Source organism: Pseudomonas thivervalensis, from assembly GCF_001269655.1.
Taxonomy (GTDB): Bacteria; Pseudomonadota; Gammaproteobacteria; order Pseudomonadales; family Pseudomonadaceae; genus Aquipseudomonas; species Aquipseudomonas thivervalensis.
Map to the genome: position 1 here is coordinate 133859 of NZ_LHVE01000014.1, position 15696 is coordinate 149554.

Below are 15696 nucleotides of genomic sequence, written 5' to 3' on the forward strand. Positions count from 1 at the left end.
CTTGGGACTCCATCGGTAAAGGGCAAAAACGGCAGAGTGAGCAACAGCCCAATATGCGAATGGGTGAAACGAACGTTGGTGCTGCGTCCTGGGAAGCTCACGGTTTACCCAACGAGCCACGACGAGCGAGTGATCGGCATTCTAACGACAGGCCCGAAGCCGATATTTCTTCAATGCGACAACAAATTACAGAAGCACTGAGAAAGCTGTTCGAGCACATTGACAGCCCCGCAAATTCATGCAAGAGCAAAAGAAGGGAAACCGATCTATGCTGCAAATAGCGGGCCCATTATTCGCAAACCCTTCTAATCCGGCAAGCACAGCGTGTCGGCTTATTTTCGCGAACATCTGGAAACGCCCTGTAACGGGGCTTGGCGTTTCACATCCCCCCGTTGTGGCGCCTTTGGTTACACATTTCGAAACTCCGGTAACGTTCAGGCGCGTCCTACATTGAACGCCGATATTTATTCGAACACGTGTCAGCCAAACACCAACCCCCGTGGCGAGGGAGCTTGCTCCCGCTGGGGGTAGGAGCTGCCGAAGGCTGCGATCTTTTGATCTTGATTTTTCGCTTGCGACTCACTTGCCTGGGACAAGATCGCAGCCTCGTTGCACTCGACAGCTCCTACGCTCCTACAAGGCGCAGCCGAGCGGGAGCAAGCTCCCTCGCCACAAATGCACCACACTTCAAGCCCTCCCAGCGCGCCCATAAAAAAAGCCCCGCCCGGCAACTACCGGGCGGGGCTTTTCGGTGTTACGGGTTACCGTCAGGCCACGTTCATGGTCTTGTGCGTCTCGATCAGATGCGCCACCACACCCGGGTCGGCCAGGGTGGAGATATCACCCAACCCGTCGTATTCCGCCGTGGCGATCTTGCGCAGGATGCGGCGCATGATCTTGCCGGAGCGGGTCTTCGGCAGCCCCGGTGCCCACTGGATCACGTCCGGCGAAGCAATCGGACCGATCTCCTTGCGCACCCAGTTCTTCAGTTCCAGGCGCAGGGCCTCGCTGGTTTCTTCGCCGGCATTGAGGGTGACGTAGACATAGATGCCCTGGCCCTTGATGTCGTGCGGCACACCCACCACCGCCGCTTCGGCGACTTTCGGGTGGGCGACCATGGCGCTCTCGATCTCGGCCGTGCCCATGCGGTGGCCGGAGACGTTGAGCACGTCATCCACCCGACCGGTGATCCAGTAGTAGCCATCCTCGTCACGACGAGCACCGTCACCGGTGAAGTACATGCCGCTGAAGGTCTTGAAGTAGGTGTCAACGAAACGGTCATGGTCGCCGTACAGCGTACGCGCCTGGCCTGGCCACGAATCGAGGATCACCAGGTTGCCTTCGGCAGCGCCTTCGATCAGGTTGCCAAGGTTGTCCACCAGCGCCGGCACCACGCCGAAGAACGGACGCGTGGCCGAACCCGGCTTCAACGCCGTGGCGCCTGGCAGCGGGCTGATCAGCACGCCACCGGTTTCGGTCTGCCACCAGGTGTCGACGATCGGGCAACGCTCCTTGCCGACATTCTTGTAGTACCAGTCCCAGGCTTCCGGGTTGATCGGCTCACCCACCGAACCCAACAGGCGCAGGCTGCTGCCATCGGCACCTTCGACAGCGGCAGTGCCCGAGGCCATCATGGCGCGGATCGCGGTCGGGGCGGTGTAGAGGATGCTGACCTTATGCTTGTCGACGACCTTGGCCACCCGAGTGATGTCCGGGTAGTTCGGCACGCCTTCGAACAGCAGCGTGGTCGCGCCGTTGGCGAGCGGGCCGTAGACGATATAGCTGTGGCCAGTGACCCAACCCACGTCGGCGGTGCACCAGTAGACCTCGCCTGGCTTGTAGTCGAACACCCGCTCATGGGTCAGCGCCGCGTACAGCAAGTAGCCGGCGGTGGTGTGCTGCACGCCCTTCGGTTTGCCGGTGGAGCCGGAGGTGTAGAGGATGAACAGCGCTTCCTCGGCGCCCATTTCTTTCGGCGCGCAAACGGTACCGGCTACCTTCATCAGGTCTTCGTACCAGATGTCGCGGTGCTGGTTCCACTTGATGTTGCCCGCCGTGCGCTTGCACACGATGACTTTCTGGATGCTGCTGGTTTCCGGGTTGGTCAGCGCGTCATCGACGTTGGCCTTGAGCGGGATCTTCTTGCCGGCGCGAATGCCTTCGTCAGCGGTGATCACCACCTTGGATTTGCAGTCGATGATCCGACCCGCCAAGGCTTCAGGGGAGAAACCGCCGAACACCACCGAGTGAATCGCACCGATGCGGGTACAGGCCAGCATCGCGACCACGGCTTCAGGGATCATCGGCATGTAGATGGTCACCACGTCGCCGCGGTGCACGTCCTGGCCGCGCAGGGCGTTGGCGAACTTGCAGACTTCTTCGTGCAGCTCGCGATAGGTGATGTTGCGGCTCTCGGACGGGTCATCGCCCTCCCAGATAATCGCAATTTGATCGCCGCGCTCGGCCAGATGACGGTCGAGGCAGTTGTAGGAAACGTTCAAGGTGCCGTCGGCAAACCACTTGATGTCGACATGGTGATCGTCGAAAGAAGTCTGCTTCACCGTGGTGAAAGGCTTGATCCAATCGAGGCGCTTGGCCTGCTCACGCCAGAAACCATCGGGGTTGACGACCGACTGCTGGTACATGGCCTTGTAGGTCGCCTCGTCAGTCAGCGTATTGGCCGCTACCTCGGGACGAACGGGATACACAGAAGCCGCACTCATCTTTCTTACCTCGGTGACAATAGTTGTTTTTGTATGATCCCGTTGTAGCCCGGGGCGGGCCTATAGAACCATTCGACGATGGTAGTAACAAGTCCCTACAAAATGTCGGTACTAGTGGGAGCCGAGCTTGCTCGCGATGACGGCAGCACATCCAACATAGACGCAACAGACAACCCCACCACCTCTAGCGATTATTACCAGATCAACCAACAGTGTTTATCAAAACCGAGTCTGTTTACCCCCACCCTCACCTTCTAAAATCCACCTCGCCAACCGGCAAACACGATTAACGCAACACAGCCCCCACGAAGGCCGTTAATCCAACCTCCAATACTTGCTCCACACGCAACCCCAAAAAGGTTGCGTGACCCCACTCGACCTCAAAAAAGGTGAAATACAGATGAAAGCTTTATGGGTTCTGGTCCTCGGCAGCCTGTGCGCCACCGCGATGGCGGATGAGGCCCCGACCGACGCAGCACAGCAAAAACCAGCCATCGAGGAGTACACCTACTCCACTCACTTGGACATCGCCAAGGTCATCTCCATGAGTGACATCCCGAACGTCTGCGAAGTGGTCCCGGCGAAGATGGAATACGACGACTCCAAGGGCCAGCGCCACATCCTGCGCTACAGCATCATGGGCACCGGTTGCTCCAACGGCTGATCACAACTGGCAATTTCCATGGCCCGATTTCGCTCGGGCCTGGTTGTGTCTGTAACCGCCGAAAAGCCTCCACAAACACAACATGTAGTGCAAAATCGCAAAAAACGCTGGTTTTTTGATCAAAAAAATCCGCGATCCGCTTCATGCAAAAAAAATCTTGAGCGGCCAAAGCCTTGTAAACCCTCGCTCCCACGCGGATATCCCACCCGCCGTCCCTTCTGTGAGCTATTTCGCCGCAGCACGTAGGCAAAAAAGTCCTTATAATGCCGCCTTAAACGGGCCTGCAATATTCCCTTACAGGGGATCACGCCAGCCTGGAGCCACGCAGAGGCCAGTCGCCTCCTCGCGTTCACCGCCGCTCCGGAATGACCCGTACATTTTTCTGTTTATTGCCTGCGTCAGCTGCTGCAACAAACGATTTTTCAAGATCCACCGCGGCCAGTAGGCCTTCATCGGGCATCTGGCCCTCACGCAGGAGACGACACGTCATGCTGAGCTGGGACGAATTCGACAAAGAAGACAGTGGCGAAGTCGCTGTAAAAGGCGCCAACGCCGGCCACGCTTCTGAAGCCAACATGGACCGCCTCGACAGCGCCGGCGGTGCCGCCGCCCTCGAAGCCCGGGCCGTGACGGCCAGCGACTCGGCCGCGATCATTCGCGCCAAGGCCGCCCTCGACAAACTCGACGTCGCCGAAGGCCTCGCCGAACTCGAAGGCGCCTCCGCCCGTGTCGCCGTCGATGAAAAGCGCATGATCAACTGCCGCGCCGACCTCAACCAGCTCGTGCCATTCAAATATGACTGGGCCTGGCAGAAGTACCTGGACGGCTGCGCAAACCACTGGATGCCGCAAGAAGTCAACATGACCGCCGACATCGCCCTCTGGAAAAACCCGGAAGGCCTGACCGACGACGAACGCCGCATCGTGATGCGCAACCTGGGCTTCTTCTCCACCGCCGACTCCCTGGTCGCCAACAACCTGGTCCTGGCCGTGTACCGCCTGATCACCAACCCGGAGTGCCGCCAGTACATCCTGCGCCAGGCCTTCGAAGAGGCGATCCACACCCACGCCTACCAGTACTGCATCGAATCGCTGGCCATGGATGAAGGCGAAATCTTCAACATGTACCACGAGATCCCATCGGTCGCGAAAAAAGCCGCCTGGGGCCTGAAATACACCCGTTCGATCTCCGATCCGAAGTTCGAAACCGGCACCCCGGAAACCGATAAAGAGCTGCTGCGCAACCTGATCGCTTACTACTGCGTCCTGGAAGGCATCTTCTTCTACTGCGGCTTCACCCAGATCCTCTCCATGGGCCGCCGCAACAAAATGACCGGCGTCGCCGAGCAGTTCCAGTACATCCTGCGCGACGAATCCATGCACCTGAACTTCGGCATCGACGTGATCAACCAGATCAAAATCGAAAACCCACACCTGTGGGATGCCGAGATGAAGGAAGAAGCAACCCAGATGATCCTGCAAGGGACCCAACTGGAAATCGAATACGCCCGCGACACCATGCCTCGCGGTGTACTGGGCATGAACGCGGCGATGATGGAGGATTACCTCAAGTTCATCGCTAACCGTCGCTTGTCGCAGATTGGCTTGAAGGAAGAGTACCCAGGGACGACGAACCCGTTCCCTTGGATGAGCGAGATCATGGACTTGAAGAAAGAGAAGAACTTCTTTGAGACGCGCGTGATTGAGTATCAGACGGGTGGGGCTTTGAGCTGGGATTGATTCGAAAGACAGATCCTAGGCTGCACGCGTAACTAAAAACCCCGTGAAAACGGGGTTTTTTATTTCTACAGGACCAGAACTGCGTTTATTTCTGGAACCGGCATGCTGCCCTTCCCTACGAAAAACTCGCGTTGCTGGTTTATCACTACTGCCCTGAGTATCGGTTGCTGCGTGAGTGGATCACACATCAGGTGGTGCCAACCCTGCGGGATGAGCGCTACTCGCATAATGTGGAACGGCCTACGTTGAGCGTGTTGGATTGGCCGAAGATGTCGCTCTGCATGCTGCACTGGCAGGATGAACCATGGATTCGCTTGCGGGATATGCCGGCGGTGCTGGTGGATGATCCGTTTAGTCAGCATGAGTCTTGGTGGCGGAAAGCTTCTCGGATTTTGCGAGGGTTTTGAGATTCCAGCAGAAGCCGTCGTCCGTGTTCGAGCGACGGCTTTTTGTCTGGAATTTGGAGTTGGGGCTGCTGCGCAGCCCAGCGGGAGCAAGCTCCCTCGCCACGGGTGTCAGGCCATAGGTTGGTGTAGGGCTTGGTTGCTGCGTTGTTTTGAAAATTTCGGGCAGGTTTCCACGGCTTTGGCGATTCTGTACTCAGAACCGGCCCTCAAAGCCATTGATGAGATCCTCGGGGGTGCGGTCGAAATCCGCTGATATCCGAATCTTCCCCTTCAACCGTCCAGGCTTGCGCGCCTGAAGCGTATCGACATGGGGCAGCAGATCCAGATAAGGCTTGCCGGCATTGGTGATCACAACCTTGTCGCCCAGCCACGCACGCGCCCCCAGTTGTAAGAGGTGGGATTTTGCTTCTTGCAGGGTTACTTGCACCTGTTCACTCATACAACGGCCTCCATGGATTTAGCTAAGCAGCCATTAGAATTCCAGATCGAGCTAAGAACCAGCATCATGATATCGATTTCTCAAAGTAGGGAACTGCGGAACGAGGGCCGCTACGCAGCCCAGCGGGAGCAAGCTCCCTCGCCACGGGTTGGTGTCAGGGCGCAGGCAGGTGGCAGGCCTGATGGCTGAATTGTTTGTGGTAGTCGCGAGCGCCCTCCTCCCCACCACCCTTCCCCCATTTATGAGAAACCGCCTTGCGCTCTTCGCTATAACCTTAGAAGCAACCGCGAATTAGACTTGCCGGAGTTCAGTCCGCGTTGTGATTAAGGAAGACAACATGCAAGAAATTTTCAGCATCAACTGGTTGCTTTGGCTATCGACCATGGTGCCGCTGACCCTGAGTGCAGGCCCGGGCAACTTGATGGTGGCGACGTCGGGTGCGCAAAGCGGTGTGCGTCGTTCGGTGCGGTTTATCGTTGGGCTCGACATGACTTACTTCCTGATCGCCGTGCTGGTCGGCTTAGGCCTTTATCACACGCTGACGAACAATCCGACGCTGGTATGGGCGCTGCAAGTGGTGGGCAGTTTCTACATCTTGTGGCTGGGTGTGCGCATGCTGCGCCGGCCACTGAAGGCGCCCACCGACAAGGCCATGCACCTGCAATTTCGGGACGGCATTGTTGTACAACTGGGCAACGTGCAAGGGATCGTGATGTTGCTGGTGATGTTTTCCACGTTCATGCCTTCCGGCGAGACCAGCAGCACGGTCGTGTTGATCCTCAGTGCGGCGCTGATTTCGCTGAACTTCTTCTCGCACGTCATCTGGGTGTCGATGGGGTCGACCGTGCAGAAACTGATCCAATCGCGCCCCAAATTGCTGATGTTTCAGAACGCCGCGTTCGGCCTGATGTTGATAGCGGTGGCTGTTTGGATTTTCCTGCGCATCGGTCCGCTTTAAGGAGGTTTCTATGGCCAGACCCATTGTTCATGCAATATCGCGGTGAAACAGCTCCGTCAGATACTCCACCACTCGATCAACGCGGCTCACACCCTGGGTCGCCTGATTGCGCAACAACCAGATTTCCGAGCTGCGCGCAGGGCGATCGGCCAACACCTGGCACAGACCGGACTGATGTCCGACATAGACGGGTAACGCGGCAATCCCCAGATTGGCTTCGACCGCCTTGAGCTGCGCATTCAGGTTTGAAACACGCATCCACAGCCTATGGTTTCCAGCCATTTCGCTCAACCATTGGGCGAGCGGCATGTACGACATTTCTTCGGTCCAGCCGATCAGACTGTGGTGCTTGAGGTCGGCGGGTTCGACCGGCAGGCCGTTGGCATCGGCATACGCCTGGGAGCAGAAAAGCCCCTGCATCAATGTGCCGACCCGGCGCATGGTGAAGTTACCGTTTTCCGGTCTGCGCAAGCGGATAATGATGTCGCTGTGGCTTTGTGTGAGTTTCAACGACACCGCCGAGTTAATGAAGTCGAAGCTGATCTCGGGGTGCTGATCGTGAAATACCGCGAGTTGCGGAATGATCAAGTGCGTGCCCATGAGCTCCGGACAATCAATGCGCACCTGTCCCGCCATCCGATCACCCGGTTGCGACATCTGCCGCTCGATCAGTTTGAAACGCTCCTCCGTTTCCAGTGCCAATGGCAGTAACGCCCTTCCCGCCTCAGTCAGGAAGTAGCCGTTGGTTTTCTTCGAAAACAATACCGTACCGAGCGACTCCTCAAGCGCTGCGATCTTGCGCGACACCGTCGAGGCCGAAACCTTGAGCGAGATTCCGGCCTCGGTCACGTTGTTCGATTTAGCCACGAAGATAAAAACTTTCAGATCATCCCAATCCATGTTGATGACATACCCAAAAAAGGAAAAATCGATCTCTCCTATTTCTGTTCGAAATAATTAGAGGCCACGTTGTTGAGCAAAAACCAGCACTATGATATCGATTTCCCTGAGTAAGAAACTGCGGATCGGGGGCCGCTTCGCAGCCCAGCGGGAGCAAGCTCCCTCGCCACGGGTGGCGGGCTTGATGGCTGGGTTGGTTTTGGGGATCGCGAGCAAGCTCGCTCCCACAGGGTTTGTGGTGGGTTGAAACTTTGGGTGCAGCCCGCCGCGTCCTTCGGTATTAATACACTTCCTCTCACGGACCCGAGCCCCGATGAAATTCGACACCGCCTACTGCCTCAGCCTCGATGCCAAGCTTTCGATCTATGACGTTCGGGATCTGAATTTCGACGAGACCATGGCCTTCGATTCGGCCAAGGAGCGCTTTCAGTGCCCCAACGATGCCTGTCGGGCGGCGTTTGATGAAGAGAATCGGCTGACGACGTTCAATGCCAAGAACGTCAATTACATCCGCACGCCGCATTTCAAGAATCAGCCTACTACCCAGCATATCGAGGGCTGTCCTTATGTCAGTCCGAAAACACCGGGGTTGGGTGTAGAGAGTGGCGAGGCGGAAACGGATGACGACCGCGAGGAACATTTTCCGTCGGAGCTGTTGCTGACACGGCGTCAGTACCTGCGTAAGCCGTCCGACCCATCGAAGGACGTTGACGCGACTCGGCCTACGCCTCCCTCCGTATCTTCCCACGGTGATAGCGTTCATTCCCCGCAGGATTCAACACCTGACAAAACCAGCGTCTTCGCCCACCCTGTGGAATGTTTCGTCTCGAACTTCGCGGACAAGGACCTGCTCAAGCGCAAGCCGCTGAAGATTGGCGAGCACACGGCGCCCTATGGATCGTTCTTCAAGAAGATCGAGTATTTGCAGGACAACAAGGGCTTGATTTACTGGGGCAAGATCAAGGAGATCAAGGATTACACCCTGAGTTTTCGCATCGACTTCGAAGCAAAGGTCTGGTTCAAGCAGCCGGACGAGGCGAAGAAGAAGCCTTACTCGGTCACCGTTTACCTGAGCAAGAAGCTGATCGATAACTACCGCAAGCGCAAGGCGTTCCTGGCAGAGATCAAGCATGCCATCGACAGTGACGCGCCGTTGTATTGCTTCTTTTATGGCGTCACGCCGGAGTTGAAACAGGTGCCGAGCAAGAAGAACCCCGAAGAAACGTTCGGGGTGTTCAGTGCCAATATCGAGAACCTGGATCACTTCATCATCCGTGAGGCGCCGGGGTTGGCGGGTCAATAACGACCCCTACCTCAGGCACATCCCGATCAGCACCAACATCAACAATCCCACATACACCCGCGCATGGACCTTATCCGGTATCCGTCCGATCCATGGTGTTGCCAGACGAATACCCAGTAGCGCGCCAAGTGTGAGCACAGCGAAGGCCATCAAGTCGATGTAACCCACAAACCACGGCCCCAAATCAAACTCGGTAAACCCGGCCATGGCCATGTAAGTCAGCGTCCCGGCCACCGCAACCGGCAAACTCAACGGGTTAGCCATGGACGTCGCGCGCGACATGTTCAGCCCGCAACGGCGCAACAGCGGCACCGTCATGACGCTGCCGCCCACGCCCAGGAAAGTAGCGATGGCACCGATGCTGATCCCGCCAGCCGAGACCTCTGCCCTGCCCAATCGCCGTGGGATCACAGCGTCAGACTGTGTCAGAAAACCGCGTCTGAACAAGCAGTCCAGAATGGTCACGCCCAAATAAACGATGAACCCATAGCGAATGACTTCGCTGCTCGCCCACATGGCGCCAACAGCTCCGACGACCGCACCCAGGCCGATGAAGCCGCCCAACGGCCATACATAATGGCGAATGAGGTTGCGGGCGCGGTGATGCTTCACCGTGGCGATCAGTGCGTTGACGATCATCACGCAGGTCGAGGTGGCCACGGCAATGTGCATCGCCGATTGGCCGACAGGGTCGTCGGCACCGTGGCTGGCGGTGAGCATGCGGTACAGCAAGGGCACCACGACGAAGCCGCCGCCGAAGCCGAACAGCACGGCGGTGATGCCACTCAGGCAGCCGAAACAGGCAAGCAATACATAGAACATCGAGGCGCATCCGTGGAATGGGAGGCGCCTACCATAGGGAGGCGAAGCTTGGCCTGCAGTAGCAAACAGGCCAATAATGTTCGCATTTACGCCAATCGTGAGCGGCCCATCGATGCGCAACAGTTCGATCGATTTATTGGATGCGACACCCAGGGCCGTCGTTGCCATCGGCACCGATTACGCTCACGGGCAAGTACTGCCGCTGCATCGCCATCGCCGCGCGCAGTTGCTCTACGGTGCCACCGGGGTCATGCAGGTCAGCACGGCGGACGGCAATTGGGTGGTGCCGCCGCAACGGGCGGTGTGGATTCCGCCGGGGGTCGACCATGAGGTGCTAATGCTGGGCGTGAGTACGCGCAGCCTGTACATCGAACCGGACGCGGTAATGGCCATGGGGACGCAGTGCCAGGTCATCAGTGTGTCGCCCCTGATGCGCCAGTTGCTGATGGAGGCCGTCGAGCTTGCGCCGGACTACGACGAGGCGGGTCGGGACGGGGCGTTGATTCATCTGCTACTACACGAGTTGCTGCGCAGCACCCACCTGCCCCTGCACCTTCCGCTGCCCAAGGATCCTCGCCTGCTCAGCCTGTGCCAGGCGTTCCTGGAACACCCCGACGCCCATGCCTCGCCCGTGGAATGGGCGGCGCAATTGCACATCAGCCTGCGCTCGTTCAATCGCCTGTTCAGCCGGCAGACCGCGCTGAGTTTCAGCCAGTGGCGGCAGCAGGCGTGTGTGATGTCGGCGTTGGCCCGCCTGGCTGAAGGGGATTCGGTAACACGCATAGCCTTGGACCTGGGCTACGACAGTCCCGCTGCGTTCTCCACCATGTTCCGTCGCGTATTGGGTCACGCGCCGAGCGCCTGGTTGGCGAAGACCGCCGGTCATTGATCAAAAAAATGAGATTGATCGGGATTCAAAACAACTGTACAAAAACACAGTATTTTTTAATCCCACAGCTTTGGAGCACCCCCATGGCCTCTCTCGCAATCAAAACCACCCTGGAACGCATCGCTGTCTATCAGTTCACCCCCGCCCACTGTGCACAGGCGCGAGCCATGTTGGGCTGGAGTGTCGAGGAGCTGTCCCGGCAATCCGGCGTCTCGGTCCAGGCCATCCGCCGCTTCGAGGTCGGTGGCGAGTTGCTCGATGTGACTCGCCTGGCCCTGGCGTTTCGCCTGGAGGCCGAGGGCCTGGTGTTCTTCCCCGGCTTCGCTCCGGGGCGCGGCATGAACATCAAGGGCGCGACCCCGGACCCGATGGGGCGTTCCGATTACGCGATGATCGAATGATTCCCGCAGCGCAGGTTCTAGGCGATACCGGCCTGGTCCTGATAGGTCGAGGGGTCCACATCCAGCCACCAGGCGCGGCCACGTTGCGGCTGCGTCAGGGTGAAGGCTTCGCCCATTTGCGGTGTGGTGATGCAAACGTTGCGTTCCCAGGCCAAGGCCAGGATGCGGTCGAAGGGTTCATACCAGGCATGCATCGCCAGGTCGAACGTGCCGTTGTGGATTGGCAGTAGCCAACGGCCCTTGAGGTCGATATGGGCCTGCAAGGTCTGCTCCGGCTGCATGTGGACATGGGGCCAGTCGACGTTATAGGCGCCGGTTTCCATCAGCGTCAGGTCGAAGGGGCCGTATTGTTCGCCGATGCGTTTGAAACCCTCGAAGTAACCGGTGTCGCCGCTGAAGAAAATTCGCGTGCCGCCGTCGATCATCACCCACGACGCCCACAAAGTGCTGTTGCTGTCGAACAGGCCGCGTCCGGAAAAATGCTGGGAGGGCGTGGCGATGAACTCGATGCCGTCCACCTCGGTGCCTTGCCACCAGTCCAGCTGACGTACCTTGCTGGCGTCGACGCCCCATTTGATCAGGGTGTCGCCCACGCCGAGGGGCGTCAGGAAGTGGCGAGTCTTGGCCGCCAGCTTGAGAATGGCCTGATGATCGAGGTGGTCGTAATGATCGTGGGAAAGGATCACCGCTTCGATGGGCGGTAATTCTTTCAGGCTGATGGGCGGCTGATGGAAACGCTTCGGGCCGGCCCATTGCACGGGTGAGGCGCGTTCGGAGAACACCGGGTCGGTCAGCCAGAATTTATCCCGCAGCTTGAGCAACACGGTGGAGTGGCCGAGACGGAAAACGCTGTGGTTCGGCGCGGCCAGCAGCGCGGCGCGCGTTAACGGTTGAACGTCGATGGCGCCTGCTGGGCGAGTGGAACGTGGCTTGTGAAAGATCATGTTCCAGATGATTCGCAGGGTGGTACCAAAGCCTTCCCGCGGCGTGTAGGCATGGTTGCGATATTTGCCCTGTTCTTGCCGGGATGAGTCATGGCCAGACGGGCTGTCGGTCGAAAGAGAGGGAATGGTCATGGTGCGATAACTCCAAGGACGTCGTCGCCATTGCGCTTCGTCGTTGTGGGACGCTGGATGGCCGTTGCTTGCACGCTCAGCCGTTTGACACAGAAACTACACCACTCGGTGTAGTTTCTAGATTGCATGAATCCCCAAGGCAAGTAAACTGCCGAGTGTAAGTTCTCTTATCTCAACCGACGAATTGCCCATGACCGTACCGCAGCGCCTTACCGAGCGAAAACGCGAAGCCATCCTCCAGGCCGCGATTGCTGAATTCCGCAGCAGCGGTTTCGAGATCACCAGCATGGACAGGATCGCGGCGACCGCCGGCGTATCGAAGCGCACGGTGTATAACCATTTTCCCAGCAAGGAAGAACTGTTTGCCGAGATTCTGAATCGGTTATGGAACAGCATTACCGCAGAACAGGACATGCCCTACAGCCCACAAACGCCGCTACGGGAGCAGCTTCAAAGGTTGCTGCAAGCCAAATTGCATATGCTGGCGGACGAGAATTTCCTCGACCTGGCGCGCATCGCCATCGCCGCAACGATTCACTCCCCGGAGCGAGCCCAGGACATGGTGTCGCGCATGGGCCAGCGTGAGGAAGGCCTGACGGCCTGGATTCGCCAAGCCCAGGCCGATGGTCGGTTGAAACCCGTGGAGCCGGCCTTCGCCGCTCAACAAATGCATGGGCTGCTCAAGACGTTTGCTTTCTGGCCACAGGTGTCGATGGGGCAACCGAGCCTGACCCGGGAGGAGCAGGCCCACGTGATCGAATCGGCCCTCGACATGTTCCTGAGTCGTTACCAGGCTTAAGTCTCAACCCCAGCGCAGATTGCGCCCTAGCTCATCGAACAAGGTCACCACCGAACGCAAGGCCCGGCAGTCTGGGCGGGTCAATAGCCATAGCGCCGTGTCGTATCCCACCAGCGGTTCGCCAAGGGGCATCAGACCTTTATTTTCATCGATCAAAAAGTCCGGTAGCGCCGCAACACCTAAACCGGCCCGCACCAGTTCGGTGACCGAGAGCATGCTGTTGCAGCGATAGGCGGGCACTACACCGGGTAGATGCTGGCGGCGCCAGGCCACGGTGGGGTGATCCGGGAGAAAATCATCCGGCGCGATCCAGGTCATGGAAGCCAGGTCATCGGCATTGGCCGAGCGCAGGTACGTGGCACCGGCACATACCCGGTAAACCACGTTGCCAAGGTTGCGACCGACCAGGTGTTCCGGCGGTGTACGGGTCAGTCGCAAGGCTATGTCAGCATCGCGGCGGCTCAGGTTGGCGAAGTCGTTCGAAGTGCTCAACTCAAGGCTCAATGCCGGATAAGCTGGCATGAAACGCGCCAGCGCCGGCAGCAGCAACGCTTGCAGGACTGAATCACTGCACGTCAGGCGCACCGTCCCGCTGACGATCTCGCCGCCCTGCTCCACCCCCACCCGCGCCGCCTCCAACGCCTGCTCGGCACGCTCGGCTTGTTCGGCCAACGCCTGGGCCAGGCTCGTGGGTAAGTACCCGGAACGGCTTTTCTCGAACAAGGGCTGGCCCAGGGCCGCTTCCAGCCGACGTACCGAACGAAACACCGTCGACACGTCCACCTGCAGCAGCCGAGCGGCCCGGGCCAGCGAGCCGCCACGGACCAGCGCCAGGATCAGGGACAGATCGGGATAGTCCAGCCGATAGTGCGTCGCTGCATTGATCACTTGGGTAAACGCCAATATTGATTGCGTGAACGCCAATCTATAGTGGCAACCAGGAATCAACAAGCGGCGAGCCTCTCATGGAAAAACAGCGTGCTTTGAACATCGCCCTGGTCGGCGACCACGACCCTCAGATCATCGCTCACCGGGCGATCCCCCTTGCGCTTGAGCTGGCTGGCACACAAACCGGCCATGCCATTCGCTTCCAATGGCTGGCAACACCGCGCATTACTGACAATGCCGTGCTGGAGGATTTCGACGGTGTCTGGTGCGTGCCCGGCAGCCCCTACCAAAACGAAGCCGGCGCCTTGCATGCCATTCGTTTTGCCCGCGAACAACGTCGCCCTTTCCTGGGCACCTGCGGTGGTTTTCAGCATGCCGTGCTGGAATATGCTCGCAACGTGATGGGGTGGACCAATGCCGTCCACGGTGAAACCTTCCCAGAGGCTGAACGAGCCCTGCTGACGCCGCTGAGCTGTGCCTTGGTGGAAACCATCGACAGCCTTCAGCTTGAGGCGGGCTCGCGGATTGCCAAGGCCTATGGCCGACAGACCGCGTTCGAGGGCTACCATTGCCGCTTCGGGGTCAATCCGGACTTTGAAAAAGATCTGCTGAGCCAGCACCTGCATGCCGTCGCCCGGGATTCGGTCGGCGATCTGCGAGCGGTGGAGCTGCAGGATCATCCGTTCTTTGTCGCCACGCTGTTCCAGCCCGAACGTGCCGCACTGGAAGGCCGCGTGCCACCGCTGGTCAGCGCGTTTGTCCAAGCCTGCGCGAGGCAAATGTCATGAGCGCCCATTATTACGCGGTGATTTTCACTTCCTTGCGTACCGAGGGGGACCAAGGCTACGCCGAAGCGGCCGAGCGTATGCTGGCCCTTGCCCGGCAGCAGCCCGGATTTTTAGGCGTCGAATCGGCCCGTGGCGACGATGGTTTGGGAATCACCGTGTCCTATTGGAGCGATGAAGCAGCGATCCTGGCGTGGAAGCAGCATCCCGAACACAGCGCGATTCGTGAGCGAGGCCGCTCCACCTGGTATACCCAATGCCATACAAGAGTGTGCAAGGTCGAACGGGACTATGCCTTCCAACGCCCAATCTAATGTCACAGCGTTTACCGTTGATCAATCTGTGGCGTGATAGCTGGAAAGCTTTTGTGGCGAGGGAGCTTGCTCCCGCTTGAGTGCGCAGCGCTCATCGCTCTTTTTGGGCGCCGCTGCGCGACCCAGCGGGAGCAAGCTCCCTCGCCACAGGACCGTGCCGTTCTAAAAATCCTGTGGGCCCCCACAGGGTTTCTGTTCTATTCAAGAGTTGAGCTTCAGCCTTACACCAATTGCCGCACCGCCAGGATCTCCGGCAGGTCATTGCGGGCCATGTACACGCGTAAAGGTTCGGTCAGGTTGATCCGGTCGTCGATGTTCTGGTCCAGCAACAACTGGATTCGCTCACGACTGAGGGCCATGGTGCCGTCTGACGCAGGGGCCCAGACAAATTCGCTGGTGGGGATGATGCCGTCGTCGGCCACGTCCATGCCAAAGGCGTCTTCGCTGAACCGCACGATGTATTGGCCGGTCTTGCGGTTCAGGCCAACAAAACCCTTGAGCTGGTCGGCGGCCTGGCAGATGAATGTCGAAGTGGTGCGCATGGTAAACCTCATGGATGCGTCCCTCGGGACGTCTGATCGATGGTTTA

The 15696-nt window shown here is 58.7% G+C and carries 16 protein-coding genes and 1 pseudogene; 10 read left to right on the top strand and 7 right to left on the bottom strand.

Features of this window, described 5'->3' with window-relative positions:
- Positions 1–767 precede the first annotated feature (767 nt).
- Positions 768–2723, bottom strand: a complete 1956-nt coding sequence (gene acs / locus AD659_RS20140; RefSeq protein WP_030142462.1) for an acetate--CoA ligase — start codon at positions 2721–2723, stop codon at positions 768–770.
- A gap of 400 nt (positions 2724–3123) precedes the next feature.
- Here acs and AD659_RS20145 point away from each other — a divergent pair, with 400 nt between their 5' ends.
- From AD659_RS20145 to AD659_RS30255, 3 genes and pseudogenes are all read left to right on the top strand, one after another.
- Positions 3124–3387 (top strand): DUF2790 domain-containing protein, encoded by a 264-nt coding sequence (locus AD659_RS20145; protein ID WP_053124417.1) that lies wholly within the window; start codon positions 3124–3126, stop codon positions 3385–3387.
- Between the two features lie 488 nt (positions 3388–3875).
- Positions 3876–5126, top strand: a complete 1251-nt coding sequence (locus AD659_RS20150) for a ribonucleotide-diphosphate reductase subunit beta (protein ID WP_053124419.1) — start codon at positions 3876–3878, stop codon at positions 5124–5126.
- Positions 5127–5254: 128 nt separating this feature from the next.
- Positions 5255–5533 (top strand): annotated as a pseudogene (locus tag AD659_RS30255) (BRO-N domain-containing protein); the annotation flags it as partial.
- Positions 5534–5726: 193 nt separating this feature from the next.
- On the opposite strand, the gene AD659_RS20155 reads toward AD659_RS30255, so the two are convergent.
- Positions 5727–5972 carry a type II toxin-antitoxin system Phd/YefM family antitoxin gene (locus AD659_RS20155; RefSeq protein WP_053124421.1) on the bottom strand — a complete coding sequence of 82 codons (246 nt, stop codon included), beginning with the start codon at positions 5970–5972 and terminating at the stop codon, positions 5727–5729.
- Between the two features lie 337 nt (positions 5973–6309).
- Between AD659_RS20155 and AD659_RS20160 the strand changes: the two genes are divergently transcribed.
- Entirely contained in the window at positions 6310–6930 is a 621-nt protein-coding gene (locus AD659_RS20160) for a LysE family translocator (RefSeq protein WP_053124424.1), read from the top strand.
- 27 nt (positions 6931–6957) lie between these two features.
- Here the strand turns inward: AD659_RS20160 and AD659_RS20165 are convergent, their stop codons facing one another.
- Positions 6958–7830, bottom strand: coding sequence for a LysR family transcriptional regulator (locus tag AD659_RS20165; RefSeq protein ID WP_053124426.1), 873 nt, complete (start codon positions 7828–7830; stop codon positions 6958–6960).
- A gap of 313 nt (positions 7831–8143) precedes the next feature.
- On the opposite strand from AD659_RS20165, the gene AD659_RS20170 reads away from it, so the two are divergent.
- Positions 8144–9133 carry a hypothetical protein gene (locus tag AD659_RS20170; RefSeq protein ID WP_053124428.1) on the top strand — a complete coding sequence of 330 codons (990 nt, stop codon included), beginning with the start codon at positions 8144–8146 and terminating at the stop codon, positions 9131–9133.
- A gap of 6 nt (positions 9134–9139) precedes the next feature.
- Here AD659_RS20170 and AD659_RS20175 read toward each other — a convergent pair whose 3' ends face one another.
- A complete protein-coding gene (locus tag AD659_RS20175) occupies positions 9140–9955 on the bottom strand; it encodes a sulfite exporter TauE/SafE family protein (RefSeq protein ID WP_053124429.1) in 816 nt (271 codons plus the stop codon).
- Between the two features lie 112 nt (positions 9956–10067).
- On the opposite strand from AD659_RS20175, the gene AD659_RS20180 reads away from it, so the two are divergent.
- Both AD659_RS20180 and AD659_RS20185 read left to right on the top strand, forming a co-directional pair.
- Positions 10068–10844 (top strand): AraC family transcriptional regulator, encoded by a 777-nt coding sequence (locus tag AD659_RS20180; RefSeq protein ID WP_053124432.1) that lies wholly within the window; start codon positions 10068–10070, stop codon positions 10842–10844.
- An 83-nt stretch (positions 10845–10927) separates the two neighbouring features.
- Positions 10928–11245, top strand: a complete 318-nt coding sequence (locus AD659_RS20185; RefSeq protein WP_053124433.1) for a helix-turn-helix domain-containing protein — start codon at positions 10928–10930, stop codon at positions 11243–11245.
- A gap of 17 nt (positions 11246–11262) precedes the next feature.
- Here AD659_RS20185 and AD659_RS20190 read toward each other — a convergent pair whose 3' ends face one another.
- Positions 11263–12321: an MBL fold metallo-hydrolase gene (locus AD659_RS20190; protein ID WP_053124435.1), complete on the bottom strand. Its 1059-nt coding sequence runs from the start codon at positions 12319–12321 to the stop codon at positions 11263–11265.
- Positions 12322–12511: 190 nt separating this feature from the next.
- Here AD659_RS20190 and AD659_RS20195 point away from each other — a divergent pair, with 190 nt between their 5' ends.
- A complete protein-coding gene (locus tag AD659_RS20195; protein WP_053124437.1) occupies positions 12512–13120 on the top strand; it encodes a TetR/AcrR family transcriptional regulator in 609 nt (202 codons plus the stop codon).
- Positions 13121–13123: 3 nt separating this feature from the next.
- Here the strand turns inward: AD659_RS20195 and AD659_RS20200 are convergent, their stop codons facing one another.
- The gene (locus tag AD659_RS20200; RefSeq protein ID WP_053124439.1) at positions 13124–14071 is read right to left on the bottom strand and encodes a LysR family transcriptional regulator; all 948 of its coding nucleotides are present in this window, start codon (positions 14069–14071) and stop codon (positions 13124–13126) included.
- Positions 14072–14085: 14 nt separating this feature from the next.
- Here AD659_RS20200 and AD659_RS20205 point away from each other — a divergent pair, with 14 nt between their 5' ends.
- Both AD659_RS20205 and AD659_RS20210 read left to right on the top strand, forming a co-directional pair.
- Positions 14086–14796, top strand: a complete 711-nt coding sequence (locus AD659_RS20205; RefSeq protein ID WP_053124442.1) for a CTP synthase C-terminal region-related (seleno)protein — start codon at positions 14086–14088, stop codon at positions 14794–14796.
- Positions 14793–15107, top strand: a complete 315-nt coding sequence (locus AD659_RS20210) for an antibiotic biosynthesis monooxygenase family protein (protein WP_053124444.1) — start codon at positions 14793–14795, stop codon at positions 15105–15107. The genes AD659_RS20205 and AD659_RS20210 overlap by 4 nt, the downstream gene beginning before the upstream one ends.
- Before the next feature lie 221 nt (positions 15108–15328).
- Here AD659_RS20210 and AD659_RS20215 read toward each other — a convergent pair whose 3' ends face one another.
- A complete protein-coding gene (locus tag AD659_RS20215) occupies positions 15329–15649 on the bottom strand; it encodes a DUF2025 family protein (RefSeq protein WP_053124446.1) in 321 nt (106 codons plus the stop codon).
- Positions 15650–15696 lie beyond the last annotated feature (47 nt).